The sequence below is a fragment of the Sphingobacterium sp. HMA12 genome (genome assembly GCF_002933815.1).
Lineage (GTDB): Bacteria > Bacteroidota > Bacteroidia > Sphingobacteriales > Sphingobacteriaceae > Sphingobacterium.
The window spans coordinates 245533-264716 of sequence record NZ_BEYR01000004.1 but is presented as its reverse complement, the minus strand read 5'-3'; the positions used below and the strand labels follow the sequence as shown (position 1 = coordinate 264716).

The window sequence follows — 19184 nt, the reverse complement described above, 5'->3', positions numbered from 1 at the left end:
TAACGGTTTTTATAAAACTAAATTAACACCCAAGTTGAATGTTCTCAATTGCGGATAATAACGTAATCGGCTTTGATTGCTTTCAGGGTCGATATTTTTTAATAATTCATCGCTTCCCGTAAAAGTCAGCAAGTTATTGGCATTGAAATAAATTCTGCACCGGTCAATTTTTAAAGACTGTATCCAGCTTTTTGGGAGCGAGTATCCGACTTCCAAAGTTTTTAAGCGCAGATAATCCGCTTTATGTAAGGACCATGAGTTATCGGATCTGTTGTCTACCTGCCCTGTTACACGAGCAGCCGGCATAGTTCCGGGGATCCACTCACTATTGGGATCCGAAGGATCTGCTCGATGCCATCGGTCGGTCATAAAAGCAAAGCCATTGCCGAGTCCCTGCTGTATAAATGGATCGAGGATATCACCGCTGATGTAGATGTCATGACCTGCGGCCCCCTGAAAGAATAACGTCATGTCAAAGCCCTTATAATTAGCTCCTAGATTAAGACCATAATACATTCTTGGCGTTGCACCGTGCCCAATTGGTTCCACATCGTTGCCGTCTATGATCCCATCGCCATTTACATCTTTGAACTTTAAATCACCCGGAAGCAGAGAACGGTTGCCATTATTATCCTGAACGGGAGAGTTTAAGATATCCTCATAAGATGAGAATTGGCCTAAGACCGTCTTTCCCCATCGGATATCTTTATTTCTATCGTTATTATTTTTCTGCCAGTTATCGTAAAGATTGGTTGACGCGGCACGTTCAACATAGCCATATCGAATCCGTGTAACGGAAAAATTAGCCGAAACATTATAGGCAAAATCAGCGATCTTGTTTTTATGGCCGACAGTCCATTCAAATCCAGTATTGATATCAGAATTTAGATTTTCCTGTGGCATAGACTCGCCAAATGTTGTCGGAAAAGTACCTTGTCTTGTCGCCGGTAATCCAGAACGTTCCCTTCTAAACCAGTCGAACTCGGTATTGATCAATCCATTTTTAAAAGAAGCTTCAAACCCTAAATTCATGATATTAGATTCATACCATGTCAACCAAGGATTAGCCATCCCACTGCTTCTCAGCCCCGAAGATAAGCCACCAGTCCCAAGTACATAACTTCCGCCATAAACATATCCATCCAGATATTGGAATGCAGAAAAATCTCCCTCATCGCCGACTTTGGCGTATGAACCCCGGATTTTTACATTGTCAAAGTGGGAGAGGTTTTCCTTGAAGAATTTCTCTTCCGAAATCCGCCAGCCGGCCGATACCCCCGGGAAAAAACCCCATCTCCGGTCGCGTCGAAATTTATAAGACCCATCATAGCGAAAATTCAGTTCAAGCAGATATTTTCGATCATAGGCATAATTAAACCGTCCCACAAGACCAGCGTGAGCCGTTTCCACACTTTTGCCGCTTGTATTCTGGTTCTCGGTGTCCCCCTTACTGATATCGTCAATGATACCGATGGAAGATTCCCTAAATCCTAGAATATCGGTCAAGCGGTCATGATAAGCCTCCCATAACAGTAAACCGCTTACATCATGTTTTTGTCCAAATACACGGTTGTAATTGATCGAATACTGCTGTGTGGGCATATACAGATTTTCCATCTTGGACTCTAGACTGGCCTTTTTTCGCAAAGCGACCTCCGTATACTGTTCATTCGTCTGATTATACTGGTAATCGCTCAGAGCTTTTTGCCAGGTTTTCCATTCGCTATTTTTGTAGTCATAAGCCACCATGGCGCGCAATGAAAGACCGGATACCCAAGGCAGCTTCCAATTGAGGTCCAGCGAGCCATTGAACTCTCTTCTCAGGCGTGACTCATAGCCACTATTATCAATGTAGGAACTATGGATAGGATTGGCCATATTTCCGATTGCCTGCCAGTAATCCGGATTATTGTTGGCATAAATATTATAAATCGGAATAGCCATCTGAGCCTGGGTAAACAGATCATCAGCGCCATATGGTTTCTCACGGTCTTGAAGACGCCCTGTCAATTTAAATCCGACCGTAAAATTTGGCGCGACATTCAGGTCTATATTGGAACGTAAATTATACCTTTTGAAGTTCCAGTCATCTGATCTCAAAATCCCCCCCTGATCTACATATCCGACGGAATTATAATATTTGACCTTATCATTCCCGCCATAGATGCTGACATTGTGCGAACTCTGTGGAGCATTGTTCCGTACCATGGCATCCCACCAGTCGGTACCTTGCGATCCGCTTTTATAACTATCGAGCTGTTCTTGGCTATAGGCAGGCACCCCTGTATACGGATTGGTGTTATAGATCGCTTCATTATACAGTGATGCATATTCGTAAGCGTTCATCATGCGTGGATAGCGGGTTACCTGCTGGATGCCATAATACCCATTGTATTCCACTTTGGTTTTCGCGTTAGTCCCTTTTTTGGTGGTGACCAGTAATACTCCGTTTGAGCCTTTAAACCCGTACACCGCAGCAGCAGCGTCCTTTAATATCGATATAGATTCAATATCATTTGGATCGACCTGCGCGAAATCCCGTTGTACACCGTCGACGATAACAAGCATGCTGCCGTATCCACGGATATCCACCGAGGCACCATCATCGCCCGGAGCACCGCTGCGCTGTACAGCGCGGATCCCCGGCAGTCTGCCTGCCAGCATATTTGTTACATTCGGTGTTTTCACCTTGATCAGTTCATCGGCCTGTATCGAAGCAACAGCGCCTGTTACGGAAGCACGTTTCTGCACACCATATCCCACCACGACCACCTCGTCCATCATCGCTACACTATCCTGCAATATAATGGATAAGTTTGTTCTTCCCCCCAGCATGATTTCCTGACTTTTATAGCCAGTGGCAGATATCAGCAGCGTTTCATCGGGTTCTGCTGCAATGGAAAATTTCCCAGTACCGTCCGTACTGGTTCCGATGGATGGCGTACGCTTTATTTGTACAGTAGCTCCTGCAATCGGATTATTGGCGGCATCCACAACTTGTCCGTTTATCTGGACGGGAGCTTTGGCAATGGACACGTGTATGGGACTATTGTCCCAACGCTCATGTCCGTAAGCCGCGGATGTCATTAGTGCAATCCCTAACAAGCTCGCTTTTAAAGCTTTTTTGTAGGGTACATTCAAATCACGCTGTATCATACTATAAGATTTCTATATGGTTATTATTTTGTAAACGTAGATGTTCTTCAATTTGGCGATATACATCTAAACTTATTTCACTTTAGGCAGCGGATCCAGAGCAGCTGGCTTCTCAGGATCAAAAATGGCCACTCCTACTTTTGAGTCAGCGCAGCCATAGTAGAGAAACCATTTCTGCTGAAAATATACAAGACCTTCAATAAACACTGTACCGTCTACATACTGTCCGCTTTTTTCAAACGCTTCCATGGGCCTTAAAAAAGGCACGTCCATCCTTGCCAATACTTTACCCGGATCTTTGCTGTCGAAAAGAACCTGCCCCGCCGAATAAGTGCCTCTGTTAAACCGCTTATCTCCTTTTTCAGGATGGTTTTTACCGTTGTACAATAGCAGGATTCCTTTATCTGTCAGGATGGCTGGCGGGCCGCATTCGGTTAAAGAACTATCAAAATACCCCTCCCTGGGAGAGATGAATGCTTTCAGTTCACCCCTTTCATCGACAATCGGTTCCCAATCTACCAGATTGTCTGAGGTGGCGCCATATACCCCATGCTCGCCCCAATACATCCAGTACTTCCCGTTTACTTTAGCAATCAGCTGCTTGCCGTGCTCCAGTTTGGTGACGATCGACGCTGATTTATGCGATCTGTTGACCAGGTCAGGCAGTACTTTCGATTTTTTAAAAATAGGGCCATATTTCGTCCAGTTTTTAAGATCCCTTGAGGTGGCCACACCCAAGCGGGGTACTTTTCGGTTCCACTGCGTATAGAACATCACATAGGTGCCATCCGCAGCTTCTGCTATCCGGGGATCCTCAGTTCCGCCTGGCCACTCAAATTCACGCTGACTATCATTTCCGGGATAAAAAACAGGCGTATGCCGGCGATTAAAATGTGTCCCATCCGCACTCGAGGCAAGTCCAAGCCGGGAAGTCCGATGTCCGATTTTTATACCAGTTTTATCTTCGGCCCGATAAAGCACATAAATGCTATCGCCTTTTACAACGGCCGCAGGATTGAAAGTGTCATTATTCTCCCAATGCACTGCTTTTCCATACATGGGATCCATAAAAGTTGTCGTACTATCCGGCTCAATGACTGGGTTTACTCCTATTGGACGAACAAAACCGCCCATCACCCAGTCTTGGGCAGGATGGGTTTGTTGTTTTTGCGTGCTGCAGCCCCAAAAAGTGAACATAATCGTCATTATGGATAGGGGCTTGTACAGATTTTTAATTTGTTTTATCATATTTCAGCTAATTTAATATAGGGTGTTATTGAAAATATATTTATCGTCATCAAAACAAGTAAACGACGATAGAAAACCGGTTTTGCAAAGCGAAACTAAGAAGTTTATACTACACTATCGCATCATGATGGAGAATTAATAATTATTTAATATGGATAGGGCTCAATTTATTTCCTCAAGTGCTTTACCTTTCGTTTCGGGCATAAACAGGATAAAAACGAACGAAGCAACGACCATCAGTGCATAAAAAAGAAAAACATAATAACCGCCGAGCACGCTCCCTTCTACGATAATGGGAAACACCCAGGATATAATGGCCGCGAACAGCCAATGCGTCGTACTTCCCAGTGAAGAGCCTTGTGCGCGGACCTCATTGGGGAAAATTTCGGCCAGAAACACCCAGATAACAGCCCCCTGTGATAAGGCAAAAGATGCTATAAAGCCCATGATATAAAAAAGTAAAAACTGCGGATTTACTCCTTTTAGGCCAAATGCAGCCAATAGCAGGAATAAGAACATGCCGATTGCGCCCGTCAGCAGCAATTTCTTCCGGCCAAAACGATCGATAATGCTCATGCCGGCCAAGGTGAAGAGCAAATTGGTACCGCCGATAAAAATAGGCTGAAGGTAGGCCAGCTCTGCATTAAAACCAGCCATTTCAAAGATCCGCGGGGCATAATATAAGATCGCATTGATCCCTGTCATTTGATTGAAGAATGCCAGCAGAACAGCAAAAAGTATCGGCCTGGCATATCTTTTTTGAAAAAGGCTGACATTTTTAGCTGGTATTTGGGACTGGTTGCCCAACATCTCAGCCGGCGTTTCTAGCCGCAGATAACTTGCACGCGCTTTATCGGCCTGTCCCCGCTGCAGCAGCCATCTGGGACTTTCGGGAATGAGATTCAATAAGAGCACAAATAATAGGGCAGGAACCGCCATGATACCGAGCATGTATCGCCAGCCGCCAGATTCAACGCTCATAAAGAGAAAATTGGTCAGGTAGGCAGTAAAAATGCCAAGTACGATCATAATCTGAAAGGTTCCTGTAAGTTTGCCCCGGTCTTTTGCTGGTGCTATTTCAGACGTATATACCGGTCCGACCACAGAGCTGATGCCGACAGCAAGTCCGCCCAGCAAACGGAAGAGCAGGAAAAGTTCCCATATGGAAGCTAATGCACAGCCCAATGCCGAGAGCAGATATAAAGAGGCAACAAAATAAAGCACGGGTTTGCGCCCATAACGGTCGGCCATACGTCCGGCGACTATGGCTCCTATAATGGTCCCGATCAGGGAGATCGATACGGTAAGTCCATGACGGACAGCATCCAGATGCCAGAGTTTCTGTATAATCTGTTCTGCACCCGAGATGACGGCTGTTTCAAAACCGAACAAAAAGCCGCCCAAAGAAGCGATTAATGTAAATTTCCAGATGGGTTTCATATACTAAATGTCTTAAGGGTTAATCCAAGAAATAAGTTGCGTTCATCAAATGATGCAATGGACAGATCCACATCAAGGGCAGACCGGAGCTTATCAAAAAAATAGATGTGTGCTTTGGCAATACTGCCTCCAATGATAATTGAGTCAGGGTTTAATGGACAGATATATTCCTTAATGAAAGCAACCAGCTGCTCGCTTAAGAAACCAAAAGCTTCCTTTCTGTACTCATCCAGGCCATCCAGGTGTACCAAGTCTTTTATATTGCTTACCGGCGCGGATCCAAATACTTCTTTTAAATGCGACAGCATCCCGCGGGTTGAGAGCACATCTTCAACGATACCTGTATGAAATATTGCTGATCCTAAATTGAGATCTACGATTGTCCCATTTTCATAAAGCGAAGAGCCCAGTCCTGTTCCTAAGGTCAGGCCTACAACCCGCTTAGTTTCGATTTTTTTATTGACAACTTCACCCAGCAGAAAGGCCGAAGCGTCATTATAAAAGTAGATCGACGCTACATCAACACCAGTGATAGCCGAAAAAAAATTTTTTAGATTAACATGTAGCAGGGCTTGATATTTATTCATGCCGTCCATTAAAGATATGCCATTTTCATAATCGAAAGGACCGGGACAGGATATAAAAATTTTGGATGGACGAACCGTGGCTGCTCTCAGCGTCTTATCAATCGTTTCTTTTATCTCAGACAAGATCTGCCCTCTTTCCGCATGGCTATTTACATTCCCCCGGAAATAGGATCCGTCAATGACATACCCAGATGACACCTGCACAAGACCCGATGAACAATGTGTACCGCCTAAATCAGCACATAAAAATAAATTGTCAGTATGAGGCATTTTGTTTTTAAAATTGGTTATTAGTAAAAGATATAGCAAAACCGGTTTTGCTATATATTGCGAATATAGTATATAAATTTTAAAAACAAATATTTTTTATTTTTTTTAACGATTTTTATAATATTCCTAACTGATTCTTCGTTTAGCAGCATTAATATTTGCCACAATGAGTCTATCAAAAAGTATATCACCAAAATATTTTCTGTTCAGCTTGTAAATAAACTCATCCAAGTGCAGCTGTAGATACTTTTGATTATTTTATGATAGTTTCCTAACAAATTTCCTTTTTGCGTTAACGATCGCTATGCGCACATATTTAAGTGTTTCTTTGATGGTTTTGGCATCCGATTTTTCAGTGATATGTAATTCAACAAAACTAGGGATATCTACATAAGAAGAACTTTTATCCGTAAATACGATACAGGATCATTTATTGATTCTTTGACGACTTCATTGATCTCTTTTCCAAAATGGCTTTCCATCACTTTAGCCTTGAAAAAACGGACGTTTCTCTTTTTTGCCTGTAGAAAGATCTTCTAAAGTTACACTTTCCGCCATGATAGCCACGTTTTGCTTGCCCGCTTACCCTGTCCCTTTTTATTTCCTTGCTCGCAACAGAAAAATATCCTTCGTCAAATTCTATCCTACCTTCTAAGGTATATCTTGAATCTCGGTTACGCATAGTTCTACGTATTTCGTGAACCATGGCCCAGACTGGTTTGTAACGCTTTAGCCCCAGTTGCTTCTGAATCTCATTGGTCGAAAACCCCTTCTTGGTACAACTCATCAAAAACATCGTCTTGTACCAAATCAAGAAGAATAACTTCAAACTCTCCATTATCGCACTGCTTCGTAATGAGGTCCTAAAATGGCAATCTTGCACTCATAGCTCCATTTGCCTAAACGCTAATATTGATTTACCTTTAAGATCTAAATTATAGTCTCTTAGTAATAGGCTGCAAAGAAAAATTCATTATAAATAGTTTATTTATTTGAATTTTCTTAATTTTAAAGTTTAAAGCGCTTGCAACTAAAACGTATGTCAAACCAGTGAGTTATTCGAGGAGTTAGATCTTGATAGGTTTGTAAATTATTGATAAATAGATTAATGTAAGTAGGGTTCGATTCCCCTACGGGCTACAGAATAAAAGTTAAAAACATAACGCCTGCAAATATTAAATTTGCAGGCGTTTTGTTTTTTAGTATATACAAAACTTACACGAATTTCCAAGAAAAAAGTGAGTCATTTTTCGGACATGACCACTTTCAAAAATCGGTTTTGCTGAATGTAAATGATGCTGATTTATCTGACGCAGAGTATTGTATCATTTTAGTTCTTGTTATTTGCTGCATTGCACCATTTAAGTTATAATAAGTCTGCGTTGCAACTGCGCGCACAATTCCCGAATTTCCAGGTTTAGAGATATTGTGGCTGCCCTCAGGACCCCAAGGGGCTTTTGCGCCATTGACGTATAGTCCTCCAACAGTGACGTAATAAGAATAAGTGTAACCGCCATTATTTTCTGGTAGTGACACTTTCACATTCAAAACACCATCATCATCTATCTTCTCATCTTTCCAGGTATTCGTAAGATTATTTGGGGAGGGTTGTGGTCTGTTAATGCCGTATTCATTCCATCTTTCGTTATAGTCATACCATCTTGAGGCTAAACTTTTATCGTATTCAGGATGGGATGCGGTGCCAATATTTGGCCCAGGAAAATTATTGCTGACAACTCTGATTCTTATCTTGATATATCCATAAGGGAAATACGTGGAACTTAAGTCTATCGGGTAGTCCCTTACCGGATCAACCACTCGCGGATAGAGTCCATATCGTTTATAAATTATCCCCCAGGGATCATCATTTTGAGGACTTTCCATTATCGGGTAATACCAGTTTGAGCCACCGCCCTGCGGCTTATATTGGATCTGCAACATTTTATAATTATTACCAGCGCTTCCATAATAAGGAGGATACGAATTCCATAATATCGAAACATAATGGGCAAATAAATTAGTTCCTACCTGTGATTCAGGACTTGTGCCACCTGTATAAATATCATAAATATATGGGGCCGGCATTGTCCCCTCTTCTTTGTCCCACCATTCCAAGGCAGGGTCAGTCCTTATATCGCCCATAAAGCCACTTCCAGAAGTTAGAGATAAATTTGTTTCTTTTTGATTTGAACGCTCAGATTGCTTATTTAGCTCCACTTTCATGTTGGGGTTTATGGATTCTTTACTGCAGGAGTAAATTCCTAACAGTACAAAGAACATACAATTAAGTTTTGAAATAGATAGTCTTTTCATAATTGAAATAATTTGATAATTAAGTTATTGTTTACTTTGCATAGTATCTTTTATTGTCAATACAATAGTTTTCAGCATATTCTTCCGTATTGCAAACTTTATGTGAAAAAATGTTTCTTAAATTTATAAAAAAATAATAACAATATCTATTCTGTTACTGGGCGATTGTTTTTTGTAGTCCTGGTCAAAAGCTTGTTTAAAAACTTTGACAATTAATATTGGCTGATACTGATTACATGTTTTCGAAAGAAGGGTTTCTATTTGTTACCTCTCATTTTCTCAATTTCTAAAAAAAATAACCGAGGTAAGAATCATTTTTGACAAAGACCAAGCCATCGAATGGTAAACTTTATCAAACCATTCCGCGAGCTATTGGTTATATCTAAGGTATAAAAAATAGTGTTATGATTGGTATAGTAGGTGGCCTTGGTCCTTATGCAGGCTTGGATATAGCCAAGAAAATTATAGATGAGACAGTGGCAAGTTCCGATCAGGAACATTTGCCACTGTTGTTGTTTTCCTGTCCTAATCTGATTCCGGATCGTTCCGCATATTTATTGGATAAATCGAAGGAGAATCCCGGAAAGGCAATAGCCGTGGTTTTAAAACAACTGGAGCAGGCTGGCGCAACGATTGCGGCAATTCCGTCGAATACAGCGCATGCAGAACCGATTTTTTCAGTTATTCAGGATGAAATGGCCCGTTTAGGAAATGAACTGAAGTTGCTCCATATTGTCCATGAGACGGTACGCTTTGTTCATGAAAATTATCCAGAGAGTACAATAGGAGTTTTATCGACAGCAGGTGAGCAGGCTTACAGCCAGTACCGGGAAGCTTTTATGAAAAAAGGATTTCCTATCGTAGAACCTGAAGGTGCACAAAAAGAAAAGGTAAACAATGCTATTTACGATAAAGAATATGGGATTAAGGCGCAACCAGCACCAATAGCCAATAAGGCTAGAGAAGATTTATTAATGGCTATGGATGATTTGAAAAAGCAGGGCGCACAGGTGATTATTTTGGGATGTGCCGAGTTGCCATTGGCCATTCGCGAAAGAGATCACAATGGAATGACCGTAGTGGATCCCAACCGGATCCTCGCCCGGGCACTTATTCAGGCTGTCGCTCCCGGTAAACTCAAAGTACTTTAGTGGTGTTTTTTGTCAAATTGGCAGATTTTTTACCAAAATGCTTGTTGGTATGAGTTTTGTCCTCTGATTAGTAGTGATTTATATAACAGGGAGAAACAGATGCAAAAGATCATACACCGGGAAAACGATCGCGGCCATGTTGATTTTGGTTGGTTGAAAAGTGCCCATTCATTTAGCTTTGGGCAATATTTTGATCCTGAAAAAATAAACTTTGGAACATTACGGGTATTAAACGATGATCAGGTGGAGGGCGGTCAGGGTTTTGGTCGTCATGGCCATGACAATATGGAAATCGTGAGTATACCTTTGGAGGGAATACTTTCCCATCAGGACAGTATGGGCAATGTCCGTAATATTGAAACAGGAGAAGTACAAATTATGTCCGCGGGTAAAGGGGTGAAGCATTCAGAGTTTAATGGGGATCAGAAAGATCTTGTTAAATTTCTGCAAATTTGGGTCATACCCAATGAAATGAACCTAACACCTGGTTATGATCAAAAATCTTACCTGCATTTAGATCGCCATAATACGTTTGCAACCATTGTATCTCCTGATAGTTCTGATCCGGACACCGTTCATATTCATCAGGATGCGTATTTCAGTCTTGCGGATCTGGATGAAGGGAATACAGTTTCGTATGCTGTTCATTCGGAAAGAAATGGTATGTACCTTTTTGTGCTTGAGGGAAAGGTAAAGGTGGCCAGCGAAACATTATCCCGAAGAGATGCTATCGGCATCTACGATTCGGAAAAAATGGAGATTACGGCAGATTACAATGCAAAATTGCTACTGATTGAAGTTCCCATGTTTTAATACAGCTCATATCTTATTATGATTTAGCTGGCCCTTGACTAGAAACATAAGACAACATCGAAAATTCATGGAGATTTTGCGAAGAGATAAACAAGTAGTTGCTTATCTAATATTAGGAGGGGTAATCAGGATCTGCATCCTGTGCCGGAGCGATCTTTTGCAATAACTGATTCACTTCGTCTTCGGTTGTGGTCAATTTTGTCCGGCATACTTCAATGAGGTCGGACGCACGTTTTATTTTTTCAGCTAGCTCATCAATATTTGTTGTGCCGTTTTCAATTTCTTTCACAATTGTTTGTAGTTCGTTGAAGGCGTCGGTATACGTATATTTTTGCTCCATTTTATTTTTCTCCTTAAAATTTTTCAGTTTAATATAGTTCCGGTTAGCTGTTTCCGGAACTGTCGCTAAGCGCTTTCTTATCTGTTACAGTACTTATAATTTCGCCATCTTCCACGATTGTCTGGATCAGGTCGCCCGGAGATAGCTGATCAAGAGATTGGAGTAACTTGCCATTGACTTTTGTGATGGAAAATCCCTGTTTGAGCAGTCGCCGCGGATCAGAAAGCTGGATAATCCGTTCGGTGTGCGCTAAAGCCGTTTTATGTTCATAAAAGCGTAGTTTGATCAAGGCGCCCAGCTCGTGCTGCATATGCTGAATATTGGTGCGCGCAGTCTGAAGTTCTCGCTTTCCGACCCATTGGATATGCGTTGCCATTTGAGACAAGAAGTTTCTCTCCTCCTTAAACCGCGTAAAGATCAGCTGTTGGATCCCTTCCACGGCCTTTTCGATTGGGACAGAAAAATTATGGAATTTTTGAATAAGGAAATCAGCCAGTTCACTCGGTGTGATCGCATTTTTGTAGGCGACCATCTCACTCACAGTATAGTTGGTAGAATGGCCAATGCCGGTCAATATAGGAATGGGAAAGATCGCTATTGCCTTTGCCAGCAAATAATTATTGTAGCTGGATAGGCCAACCTCTCCGCCGCCACCACGAATAATGGCAACCACGTCAAATTCAGCTATTTTATCCGCAATGACCGCGAGTTGATTGATAATTGAGGGAATGGATTTATCTCCCTGTAAGAGCGCTGGAAATAGTGTGCATTCCAACTTGTAACCCCAGGGATTTTGATTTATAATTTTGTAAAAATCAGAAAGACCTTTGCTTGTCTCCACCGAAATAATTGCTAGCTTTTTTGGAAGCATTGGAAACGGAATAGATTTATTGGCCTCGTAAATGCCCTCTTCTTTGAGCTTTCTAATGCTGTCCAATTTTTCTTTCTCCAGTTCCCCTAAGGTAAAAGTAGGATCAATATCAACAATCCTTAAGCTTAAACCATACATCGGATCATAGGAAATGCTCGCCTGAAATAACATGGTAATGCCTTCCCTTAAGGGTTCTTGGGCAATTTTCAGAAAATTGTTATTGATTCGCGTGAAATCTGCTTTCCACAGAGTTGATCTGATCTCTGCAACGACTTTGCCATCTTGTTTTTCAACGAGTTCGGGGTAACAATGTCCGGAATGTGTATAGTGGTTGAGTTTATTCATCTCCGCCTTGATCCAATATAAGCTCTTGTAACGCTCAGCAAGCGTTTTTTGGATACTTTTGCTCACCTCTAACAGGGAAAATATTGTTTTATTTTGAATCAATTCCGGCATTAATCAAACTTACAGAAAAAAAAAGATTTATACTTGCTCATCCCGAAAATCCCTAACCGGGGCCTTTAAAAAACAAGCGTAACAAAATTGATTTTTTTACTGAAATGGACTTGGCTTTTTTATTTTATTCGTATTTTTATTTGATAGAACCTAAAAAACGATAAAAACAGAATGAAAAAAGGATTTTTCGGGGTGTTATTTGCAGGTTTGTTCTGTATTGCCCCCCTGTTCGCTCAATATAAGTCGACCATAAAAAACGAAACCATACTTTATAATAATGTAGATCAGCTGCTGCCACTCACAGGGCTAGATCAACGGCGTATTGCTGTCGTTGTTCCAAATGTAGACAAATATGCTGCGTTTATAGGCCAGCTGACGCGTTATGCGAATACAGCGCTTTTTGATTTTAGTAAATTTGACGAAGATATCAAGTATTATAATACGATTATTGTAGCTGGCAAGGAAGATGATTTGGATGCAGATTGTTTGGCGCAGCTCAGGCAGGCAGTCCTGAACAATAAAAAGGTTGTGCTCTGCCATTTCTTTGAACATGAGCGAAGCAGAAAGACTGTGTCTGAGCATCCGCAATCCGATTTGATTGAACTGCTGGCGCCTTTTACCGCTGTCGGTCAACGCAATGCCGCCATGTCTATTTTTGGCGGAGCAGCCATTACTGAAGGAAACGTCAAGACGGCTCAAACGCGACTTCAATACAGTTTTGGTGAAAACTCAAGTCTGAACTTGGGTAAATTGACCAAAAAAATTGATGCCATTGCACAAGAAGCAATTGAGAAACAGGCGACTCCGGGAGCGGTCGTGATGGTTATCAAAGACGGGCAGGTGTTATTGGAAAAATCATACGGTTATCATACCTACACGAAGGCAGTTCCAACGAAAACGAGTGATATCTTTGATCTGGCCTCAGTCAGTAAAATCGCGGGTACTACTCCAGTTATTATGCGTCTGACCGAACGTAATATCATTAATCTGGACAGTACCATGGGGCACTATCTGTGGCAAGCGAAGTATACAAATAAAAAAGATATCAAATTGCGTTCCGTAATGCTGCATGAAGCTGGCTTTACGCCATTTATCCCATTTTATAAATATTTGAAGGCCGGAGATGTTGTTGCCAGTCCAGATCAACAGCATCAGGTTAAGATGGCCGACAATAGTTATATTCTCAACCATTACTATCGGGATGTGATGTGGCCCGAGATGTTAAATTCTCCAGTTAAGCCAACAGGAAACTATGTGTATAGTGACATCAGTATGTATGTGATGAAGGAAGTTGCCGAACATCAGACGGCAGTACCTTTGCAGGATTATGTTCAGGAAAATTTCTATCGACCATTAGGAATGACACACGCGGGGTATCTTCCAAGGGAACGATTTTCAAAAGAGCAGATTGTACCTACGGAGCAGGATACTTCATTTCGCAGGACATTATTGGAAGGGTATGTGCACGATCAAGGAGCAGCTATGGCGGAGGGAGTCGCCGGACATGCGGGGTTATTTGCCTCCGCCAATGATCTGGCGATATATGGACAACTGTTGCTGAATCGGGGTGAATATGGCGGAGAGCGCTATTTTAAGACTGAAACGATAGATCAGTTTACCAGTAAGCAGTCCACCTCAAGTCGGAGGGGACTGGGGTTTGACCGTTGGGATCCAAACCCGAAAAATGAATATCCATCTAAATTGGCCAATAGCACTGTCTTCGGACATACTGGTTACACAGGTACCTGTATCTGGATAGATCCGCAAAATCAACTGGTCTATATCTTTTTATCCAATCGGGTGCATCCGCAGGTCAGTACCAAATTGTTGGATCTCAATATCCGCAGCCGGATTCAGGATGCGATTTATGAAACAATCAATGAGGTGAAAAAATGACAAAAAAATTAGTGCTTATGGGCTTATGCATGTTATCCTTAAATCACTTGAGCCAAAGTCAGGATTATAAGCAAATTCATGCAGACATGGTTGTTGTTGATGGGCATAATGATGTGATCTATGAATCTATTTTTCAGGGAAAAGATATCGGTCGGCGTCTGAATTCCGGCGCCACGGATTTGCCACGGCTAAAGGAAGGTGGAGTGGATGTACAAGTATTTGCTGTTTGGTCCGATGATGCGAAATGGAAGACCGGAGCATTTGAGCATGCCAATGCGCAGATAGATTCGCTGGAGAAAATGGTAGCGACGAATGCGGGAACTATTGCCTTGGCTAAATCAGTGGATGATATCGACACAATTCTAAAGACTGGAAAAATTGCCGCAATTATTGGTGTGGAGGGCGGTAATATGATCGAGGAGAGTATTGATAATCTTGTCCGGCTCCATGAACGTGGCGCGAAATATTTGACCTTGACCTGGAACTATAATCTACCGTGGGCAAGTTGCGCTGCGATGGAGTCCAAAAAGATGGATTCGAAGGCAAAGGGATTAACGAATCATGGGAAAGCGATCGTTAAAAAAATGAACGAACTTGGCATGCTAGTCGATCTCTCCCACGGTGGCGAGCAGACTTTTTATGATGTACTTGCGGTTTCCAGTAAACCAATATTAGTGTCTCACAGCAATGCCTATCGTTTATGTCCACATTTCCGAAACCTGAAAGATGAACAATTGGAAGCGTTGAAGAAAAATGGCGGTGTGATCGGTGTGAACTTTTACTCTGGTTTTTTAGACCCGACCTATGAAACAAGGTTAAAGAAGATCTACAAAAAACAAGTTGGAGAGGAAGCCGATATGACAAAAAGCACCTGGAGTATGTATGATCAGTTATCCAAGGAGGCGAAATACGAAGTTGATGCACCTTTATCCAAACTATTGGATCATATCGATTACCTTGTCCGTAAAGTTGGGATTGATCATGTAGCGATTGGATCAGATTTTGATGGTATCGAATCTGCTCCTCAGGGCTTGGAAGATGTTTCAAAATTTCCTTTATTGACAAAGGGACTTTTGGAAAGAGGTTACAACAAAGCAGATATCGCTAAAATCATGGGCAAGAATTTTTTGCGGATTTTAAAAGAAAATGAAAGGTAAGGTAACGGATAGAAATTTGTAATTTCGTAGATGGCAAAAACAAAATCGGCATATTTCTGTCAAAACTGCGGCTATGAATCTCCCAAATGGATGGGACAGTGTCCTTCGTGCAAACAATGGAATAGTTTTGTTGAGGAGGTGGTCGAAAAGTCAAGCTCAAAAGTTCCTGAATGGCGAAGCACGACAACAACAGGGAATGCAAAGCGGGCAAACAAAGCTGCTATTATTCATGAAATTGTATACCAGGATGAATCGCGTATCCTAACTCCAGATCAAGAGTTCAACCGTGTATTAGGTGGCGGCATAGTTCCGGGCTCCTTGGTGTTGATCGGTGGTGAGCCCGGAATAGGAAAGTCCACCTTGATGCTGCAGCTGGCTTTGTCCATTCCACAGGTCAAAACACTCTATATTTCCGGAGAGGAGAGTGAGCAGCAGATCAAGATGCGGGCCGAACGATTGTCGCAGTCCTCTAAAGCCAATTGTTATATTCTGACGGAAACATCCACACAAAATATTTTCAAGCAGATTGAAACCGTACAGCCCAATGTTATTGTCATCGATTCCATCCAAACCTTGCATTCAGCGCAGATTGAATCGGCACCGGGGTCGGTTTCCCAGGTACGGGAATGTACCGCCGAATTACTCCGGTTCGCCAAAGAAACCAGCACACCTGTATTTATTGTAGGGCATATTACCAAAGATGGTTCTATAGCCGGACCGAAAGTATTGGAACATATGGTCGATACCGTACTCCAATTTGAGGGTGACCGCCATCACGTCTACCGTATATTGCGTGCGGTAAAAAATAGGTTTGGCTCCGCTTCGGAATTGGGTATATATGAAATGCAGGGTTCCGGATTGCGGGAGGTGTCCAATCCGTCCGAAATTATGATTTCACAACGTGATGAGCCCGTGAGTGGGGTTTCCATTGCGGCCATGCTGGAGGGGATGCGGCCGATGATGATCGAGGTGCAGGCTTTGGTGAGCAATTCGGCATTTGGCACAGCTCAACGCTCATCTACAGGTTACGATACAAAGCGATTAAACATGCTATTGGCCGTATTGGAAAAGCGATTTGGTTTTCGTTTAAGTGCGCAGGATGTGTTTTTGAACATCGCCGGCGGGCTGCGGGTCGAAGATCCCGCTATTGATCTGGCAGTTGTCGTTGCGATTATCTCATCTCAGCAGGATATTCCGATACGGAGCAACCTGACTTTTGCCGGCGAGGTGGGCTTATCGGGAGAAATCAGAGCAGTCAACCGGATTGAACAACGTATCCAGGAAGCTGAGAAGCTGGGTTTTGATGGAATCTTTATTTCCAAGTTTAATACCAAAGGACTGGATGCCAAGAAATATAATATTGCCATTAGGCCAGTGGCTAAATTGGAGGATATTTTTAGCGCTTTATTTGGCTGATTTGCTAAAACATATATTAAAAAGAATAGGTGCCTGATTTTTGGGCACCTATTCTTTTTAATATGGTTATTATTCCCCTATAGCCTCATTTCTGATGCTTACTTTGAAGGAGACAGCAACCATATATACCGAAAACCTACTTCAAAACTTCTTTTAGCTTTTCACGTAAAGCATCGCCATGCAAGTTTTTGGCAATGATTTTTCCATTGGGGTCAATCAATACATTTTGAGGGATAGACTTTACTGCGTATAATGTGCCGACATCATTTTGCCAGCGTTTTAAGTCAGAAACATGTCTCCAGTGTAGCTTATCCGCATGAATGGCTTTGATCCAGGAGTTGCGGTCCTTGTCAAAGGATATACCCAGGATTTCAAAGTTGTCTCCTTTGAACTGTTGATAAGTTTTTACGAGATCAGGACTTTCAACGCGACAGTCCGGACACCAGGAAGCCCAAAAATCAAGCAGTACATACTTGCCTTTGAAATCGGATAGTTGTACAGGGTTGCCCGTTGTGTCATTTTGTGTAAAAGCAGGTGCGACTTTTCCGATCTGAACAGTCTCCAGTGCATTTAAATATTCCTGGAATTCTTTTCCTTCACTGGAGTTCTTGACATTATCGCTCAAAGTGTTATAAAGGGCTTGTAGCTCAGTATAGACAGGGTCGTAGCCGCCTACACGACGCAAATCAACTAATGTTGAAATAGAATCCGGTGCTGCTTTAACACGGGCAATGTATTCCTGTTTGGTCAATTCTTTTTTCTGGGCTGAACCAAAGAGCGGAAGAACCAAAAAAAGTAGTGTGATGTATTTTATCATGTTGCTATTCTTCTATATATTTACAAATATAAGAAAATCCACTAATTTAGTAGATTAATAAAATGTCAAAAAATGAACTTCAACCTAATAGCTAAACTTCCACATGTCGGTACATCGATCTTTACCCAGATGACCACGCTTGCCAATGCGGAGCAGGCCCTGAACCTTTCACAGGGATTCCCGGACTTTGAAACAGATCCCAGGCTAACCCAATTGGTTTCTGCGGCGATGGAAAAAGGACATAATCAGTATGCGCCGATGATCGGCGCACAAAGTCTGCGAGAGACGATCGTAAATAAATACAAGGTTGTATATGACGTGGATGTAGATCCTTCAGAGGAACTCACGATAACAGCCGGGGGAACTCAGGCCATCTTTACAGCTCTAGCAACAGTGGTCGGGGCTGGAGACGAAGTGATTATATTCGAACCGGCATACGATAGTTATGCCCCAACGATCGAATTGTTTGGGGGTAAGGTTATTCCGGTTCGATTATTGGCACCGGATTTTCAAATTGACTGGGATTATGTGGCCACGTTGATCAACGAAAAAACACGACTGGTGATTATCAATAATCCGAATAATCCTACGGGAAAAGTTCTCGGAAATGAAGAATTGAATAAACTTGGCAAGCTTCTGGAAGGTACGGGCACTCTGCTGCTCAGCGATGAAGTCTATGAGTATCTTGTCTTTGATGGCGTTGAACCGCAATCAGTTTTGAGCATTCCGGCCTTGCGCGAGCGGAGTTTTGTTGTTGCTTCTTTCGGAAAGCTGTTGCATACGACAGGCTGGAAGATTGGGTACTGTGTAGCTCCGGCCATGCTGACACGAGAATTTCGAAAGATTCATCAGTTTAACGTGTTCAGCGTCAATACACCAATGCAAATTGCGATCGCGGAATATTTAAAAGATATTGCGTACATCGATAATCTCGCTGGTTTTTTTGAGAAAAAAAGAGACTTGCTCAAAAATGGTTTGAAGGAATCCCGTTTTAAAGTACTACCCTGTGAAGGTACCTATTTTCTGAATCTGGATTATAGTGCAATCAGTCAGGAGAAAGAATTCGATTTTGCCCGTTATTTGACAACACATCATAAAATAGCGACAATCCCGCTCTCTGCATTCTACAAACAGGTTACAGATCAACAAGTTTTGCGCGTTTGTTTCGCCAAGCAGGACGTTACTTTATCCGAAGCGGTCGCTATTTTGAATAAAATTTAGCCTGTTTTAGATGCTAAATTTGGGGCTAAAAG

The 19184-nt window shown here is 42.1% G+C and carries 14 protein-coding genes and 1 pseudogene; 6 read left to right on the top strand and 9 right to left on the bottom strand.

What is annotated here, in order from left to right; all coding sequences use genetic code 11:
* Nucleotides 1–9: 9 nt before the first annotated feature.
* The 6 genes and pseudogenes from HMAT_RS20215 to HMAT_RS20190 form a co-directional block, all read right to left on the bottom strand.
* Nucleotides 10–3156: a TonB-dependent receptor gene (locus HMAT_RS20215; RefSeq protein ID WP_104384680.1), complete on the bottom strand. Its 3147-nt coding sequence runs from the start codon at nt 3154–3156 to the stop codon at nt 10–12.
* 72 nt (nt 3157–3228) lie between these two features.
* Nucleotides 3229–4404: a glycoside hydrolase family 130 protein gene (locus HMAT_RS20210; protein WP_233789471.1), complete on the bottom strand. Its 1176-nt coding sequence runs from the start codon at nt 4402–4404 to the stop codon at nt 3229–3231.
* A gap of 162 nt (nt 4405–4566) precedes the next feature.
* Nucleotides 4567–5844 (bottom strand): sugar porter family MFS transporter, encoded by a 1278-nt coding sequence (locus HMAT_RS20205; protein WP_104384679.1) that lies wholly within the window; start codon nt 5842–5844, stop codon nt 4567–4569.
* Nucleotides 5841–6701, bottom strand: coding sequence for an ROK family protein (locus HMAT_RS20200; RefSeq protein ID WP_104384678.1), 861 nt, complete (start codon nt 6699–6701; stop codon nt 5841–5843). The genes HMAT_RS20205 and HMAT_RS20200 overlap by 4 nt, the downstream gene beginning before the upstream one ends.
* A gap of 126 nt (nt 6702–6827) precedes the next feature.
* Nucleotides 6828–7598, bottom strand: a pseudogene (locus tag HMAT_RS20195) (IS1595 family transposase); the annotation flags it as partial.
* Between the two features lie 369 nt (nt 7599–7967).
* On the bottom strand, nt 7968–9014 hold the full coding sequence (locus HMAT_RS20190) for a hypothetical protein (protein WP_158656027.1): 1047 nt from the start codon (nt 9012–9014) through the stop codon (nt 7968–7970).
* 404 nt (nt 9015–9418) lie between these two features.
* Between HMAT_RS20190 and HMAT_RS20185 the strand changes: the two genes are divergently transcribed.
* Together HMAT_RS20185 and HMAT_RS20180 are read left to right on the top strand one after the other, a co-directional pair.
* Entirely contained in the window at nt 9419–10165 is a 747-nt protein-coding gene (locus HMAT_RS20185; RefSeq protein ID WP_104384676.1) for an aspartate/glutamate racemase family protein, read from the top strand.
* Between the two features lie 99 nt (nt 10166–10264).
* Nucleotides 10265–10978: a pirin family protein gene (locus HMAT_RS20180; protein ID WP_104384675.1), complete on the top strand. Its 714-nt coding sequence runs from the start codon at nt 10265–10267 to the stop codon at nt 10976–10978.
* A 112-nt stretch (nt 10979–11090) separates the two neighbouring features.
* Here HMAT_RS20180 and xseB read toward each other — a convergent pair whose 3' ends face one another.
* Both xseB and xseA read right to left on the bottom strand, forming a co-directional pair.
* On the bottom strand, nt 11091–11318 hold the full coding sequence (xseB, locus tag HMAT_RS20175) for an exodeoxyribonuclease VII small subunit (protein ID WP_104384674.1): 228 nt from the start codon (nt 11316–11318) through the stop codon (nt 11091–11093).
* 43 nt (nt 11319–11361) lie between these two features.
* Nucleotides 11362–12645, bottom strand: a complete 1284-nt coding sequence (gene xseA, locus HMAT_RS20170) for an exodeoxyribonuclease VII large subunit (RefSeq protein ID WP_104384673.1) — start codon at nt 12643–12645, stop codon at nt 11362–11364.
* Between the two features lie 171 nt (nt 12646–12816).
* Here xseA and HMAT_RS20165 point away from each other — a divergent pair, with 171 nt between their 5' ends.
* The 3 genes from HMAT_RS20165 to radA are packed head-to-tail and all read left to right on the top strand — an operon-like array spanning nt 12817 to nt 17114.
* A complete protein-coding gene (locus tag HMAT_RS20165; protein WP_104384672.1) occupies nt 12817–14541 on the top strand; it encodes a serine hydrolase in 1725 nt (574 codons plus the stop codon).
* Complete coding sequence (locus tag HMAT_RS20160) at nt 14538–15698, top strand: dipeptidase (RefSeq protein WP_104384671.1); 1161 nt, start codon at nt 14538–14540, stop codon at nt 15696–15698. Before HMAT_RS20165 ends, HMAT_RS20160 begins: the two co-directional genes overlap by 4 nt.
* Before the next feature lie 30 nt (nt 15699–15728).
* A complete protein-coding gene (gene radA, locus HMAT_RS20155) occupies nt 15729–17114 on the top strand; it encodes a DNA repair protein RadA (RefSeq protein WP_104384670.1) in 1386 nt (461 codons plus the stop codon).
* A 136-nt stretch (nt 17115–17250) separates the two neighbouring features.
* Here the strand turns inward: radA and HMAT_RS20150 are convergent, their stop codons facing one another.
* Entirely contained in the window at nt 17251–17931 is a 681-nt protein-coding gene (locus HMAT_RS20150) for a peroxiredoxin (protein WP_104384669.1), read from the bottom strand.
* A 72-nt stretch (nt 17932–18003) separates the two neighbouring features.
* On the opposite strand from HMAT_RS20150, the gene HMAT_RS20145 reads away from it, so the two are divergent.
* Nucleotides 18004–19152 (top strand): methionine aminotransferase, encoded by a 1149-nt coding sequence (locus HMAT_RS20145; RefSeq protein WP_104384668.1) that lies wholly within the window; start codon nt 18004–18006, stop codon nt 19150–19152.
* Nucleotides 19153–19184 lie beyond the last annotated feature (32 nt).

What these genes read in the sequence shown, in the direction of transcription:
- HMAT_RS20215 (WP_104384680.1), bottom strand. Translation starts at nt 3,156, where the DNA reads ATGATACAGCGTGATTTGAATGTACCCTACAAAAAAGCTTTAAAAGCG.
- HMAT_RS20200 (WP_104384678.1), bottom strand. Translation starts at nt 6,701, where the DNA reads ATGCCTCATACTGACAATTTATTTTTATGTGCTGATTTAGGCGGTACA.
- xseB (WP_104384674.1), bottom strand. Translation starts at nt 11,318, where the DNA reads ATGGAGCAAAAATATACGTATACCGACGCCTTCAACGAACTACAAACA.
- HMAT_RS20180 (WP_104384675.1), top strand. Translation starts at nt 10,265, where the DNA reads ATGCAAAAGATCATACACCGGGAAAACGATCGCGGCCATGTTGATTTT.
- HMAT_RS20150 (WP_104384669.1), bottom strand. Translation starts at nt 17,931, where the DNA reads ATGATAAAATACATCACACTACTTTTTTTGGTTCTTCCGCTCTTTGGT.
- HMAT_RS20145 (WP_104384668.1), top strand. Translation starts at nt 18,004, where the DNA reads ATGAACTTCAACCTAATAGCTAAACTTCCACATGTCGGTACATCGATC.
- HMAT_RS20160 (WP_104384671.1), top strand. Translation starts at nt 14,538, where the DNA reads ATGACAAAAAAATTAGTGCTTATGGGCTTATGCATGTTATCCTTAAAT.
- radA (WP_104384670.1), top strand. Translation starts at nt 15,729, where the DNA reads ATGGCAAAAACAAAATCGGCATATTTCTGTCAAAACTGCGGCTATGAA.
- HMAT_RS20205 (WP_104384679.1), bottom strand. Translation starts at nt 5,844, where the DNA reads ATGAAACCCATCTGGAAATTTACATTAATCGCTTCTTTGGGCGGCTTT.
- HMAT_RS20165 (WP_104384672.1), top strand. Translation starts at nt 12,817, where the DNA reads ATGAAAAAAGGATTTTTCGGGGTGTTATTTGCAGGTTTGTTCTGTATT.
- HMAT_RS20190 (WP_158656027.1), bottom strand. Translation starts at nt 9,014, where the DNA reads ATGAAAAGACTATCTATTTCAAAACTTAATTGTATGTTCTTTGTACTG.
- xseA (WP_104384673.1), bottom strand. Translation starts at nt 12,645, where the DNA reads ATGCCGGAATTGATTCAAAATAAAACAATATTTTCCCTGTTAGAGGTG.
- HMAT_RS20185 (WP_104384676.1), top strand. Translation starts at nt 9,419, where the DNA reads ATGATTGGTATAGTAGGTGGCCTTGGTCCTTATGCAGGCTTGGATATA.
- HMAT_RS20210 (WP_233789471.1), bottom strand. Translation starts at nt 4,404, where the DNA reads ATGATAAAACAAATTAAAAATCTGTACAAGCCCCTATCCATAATGACG.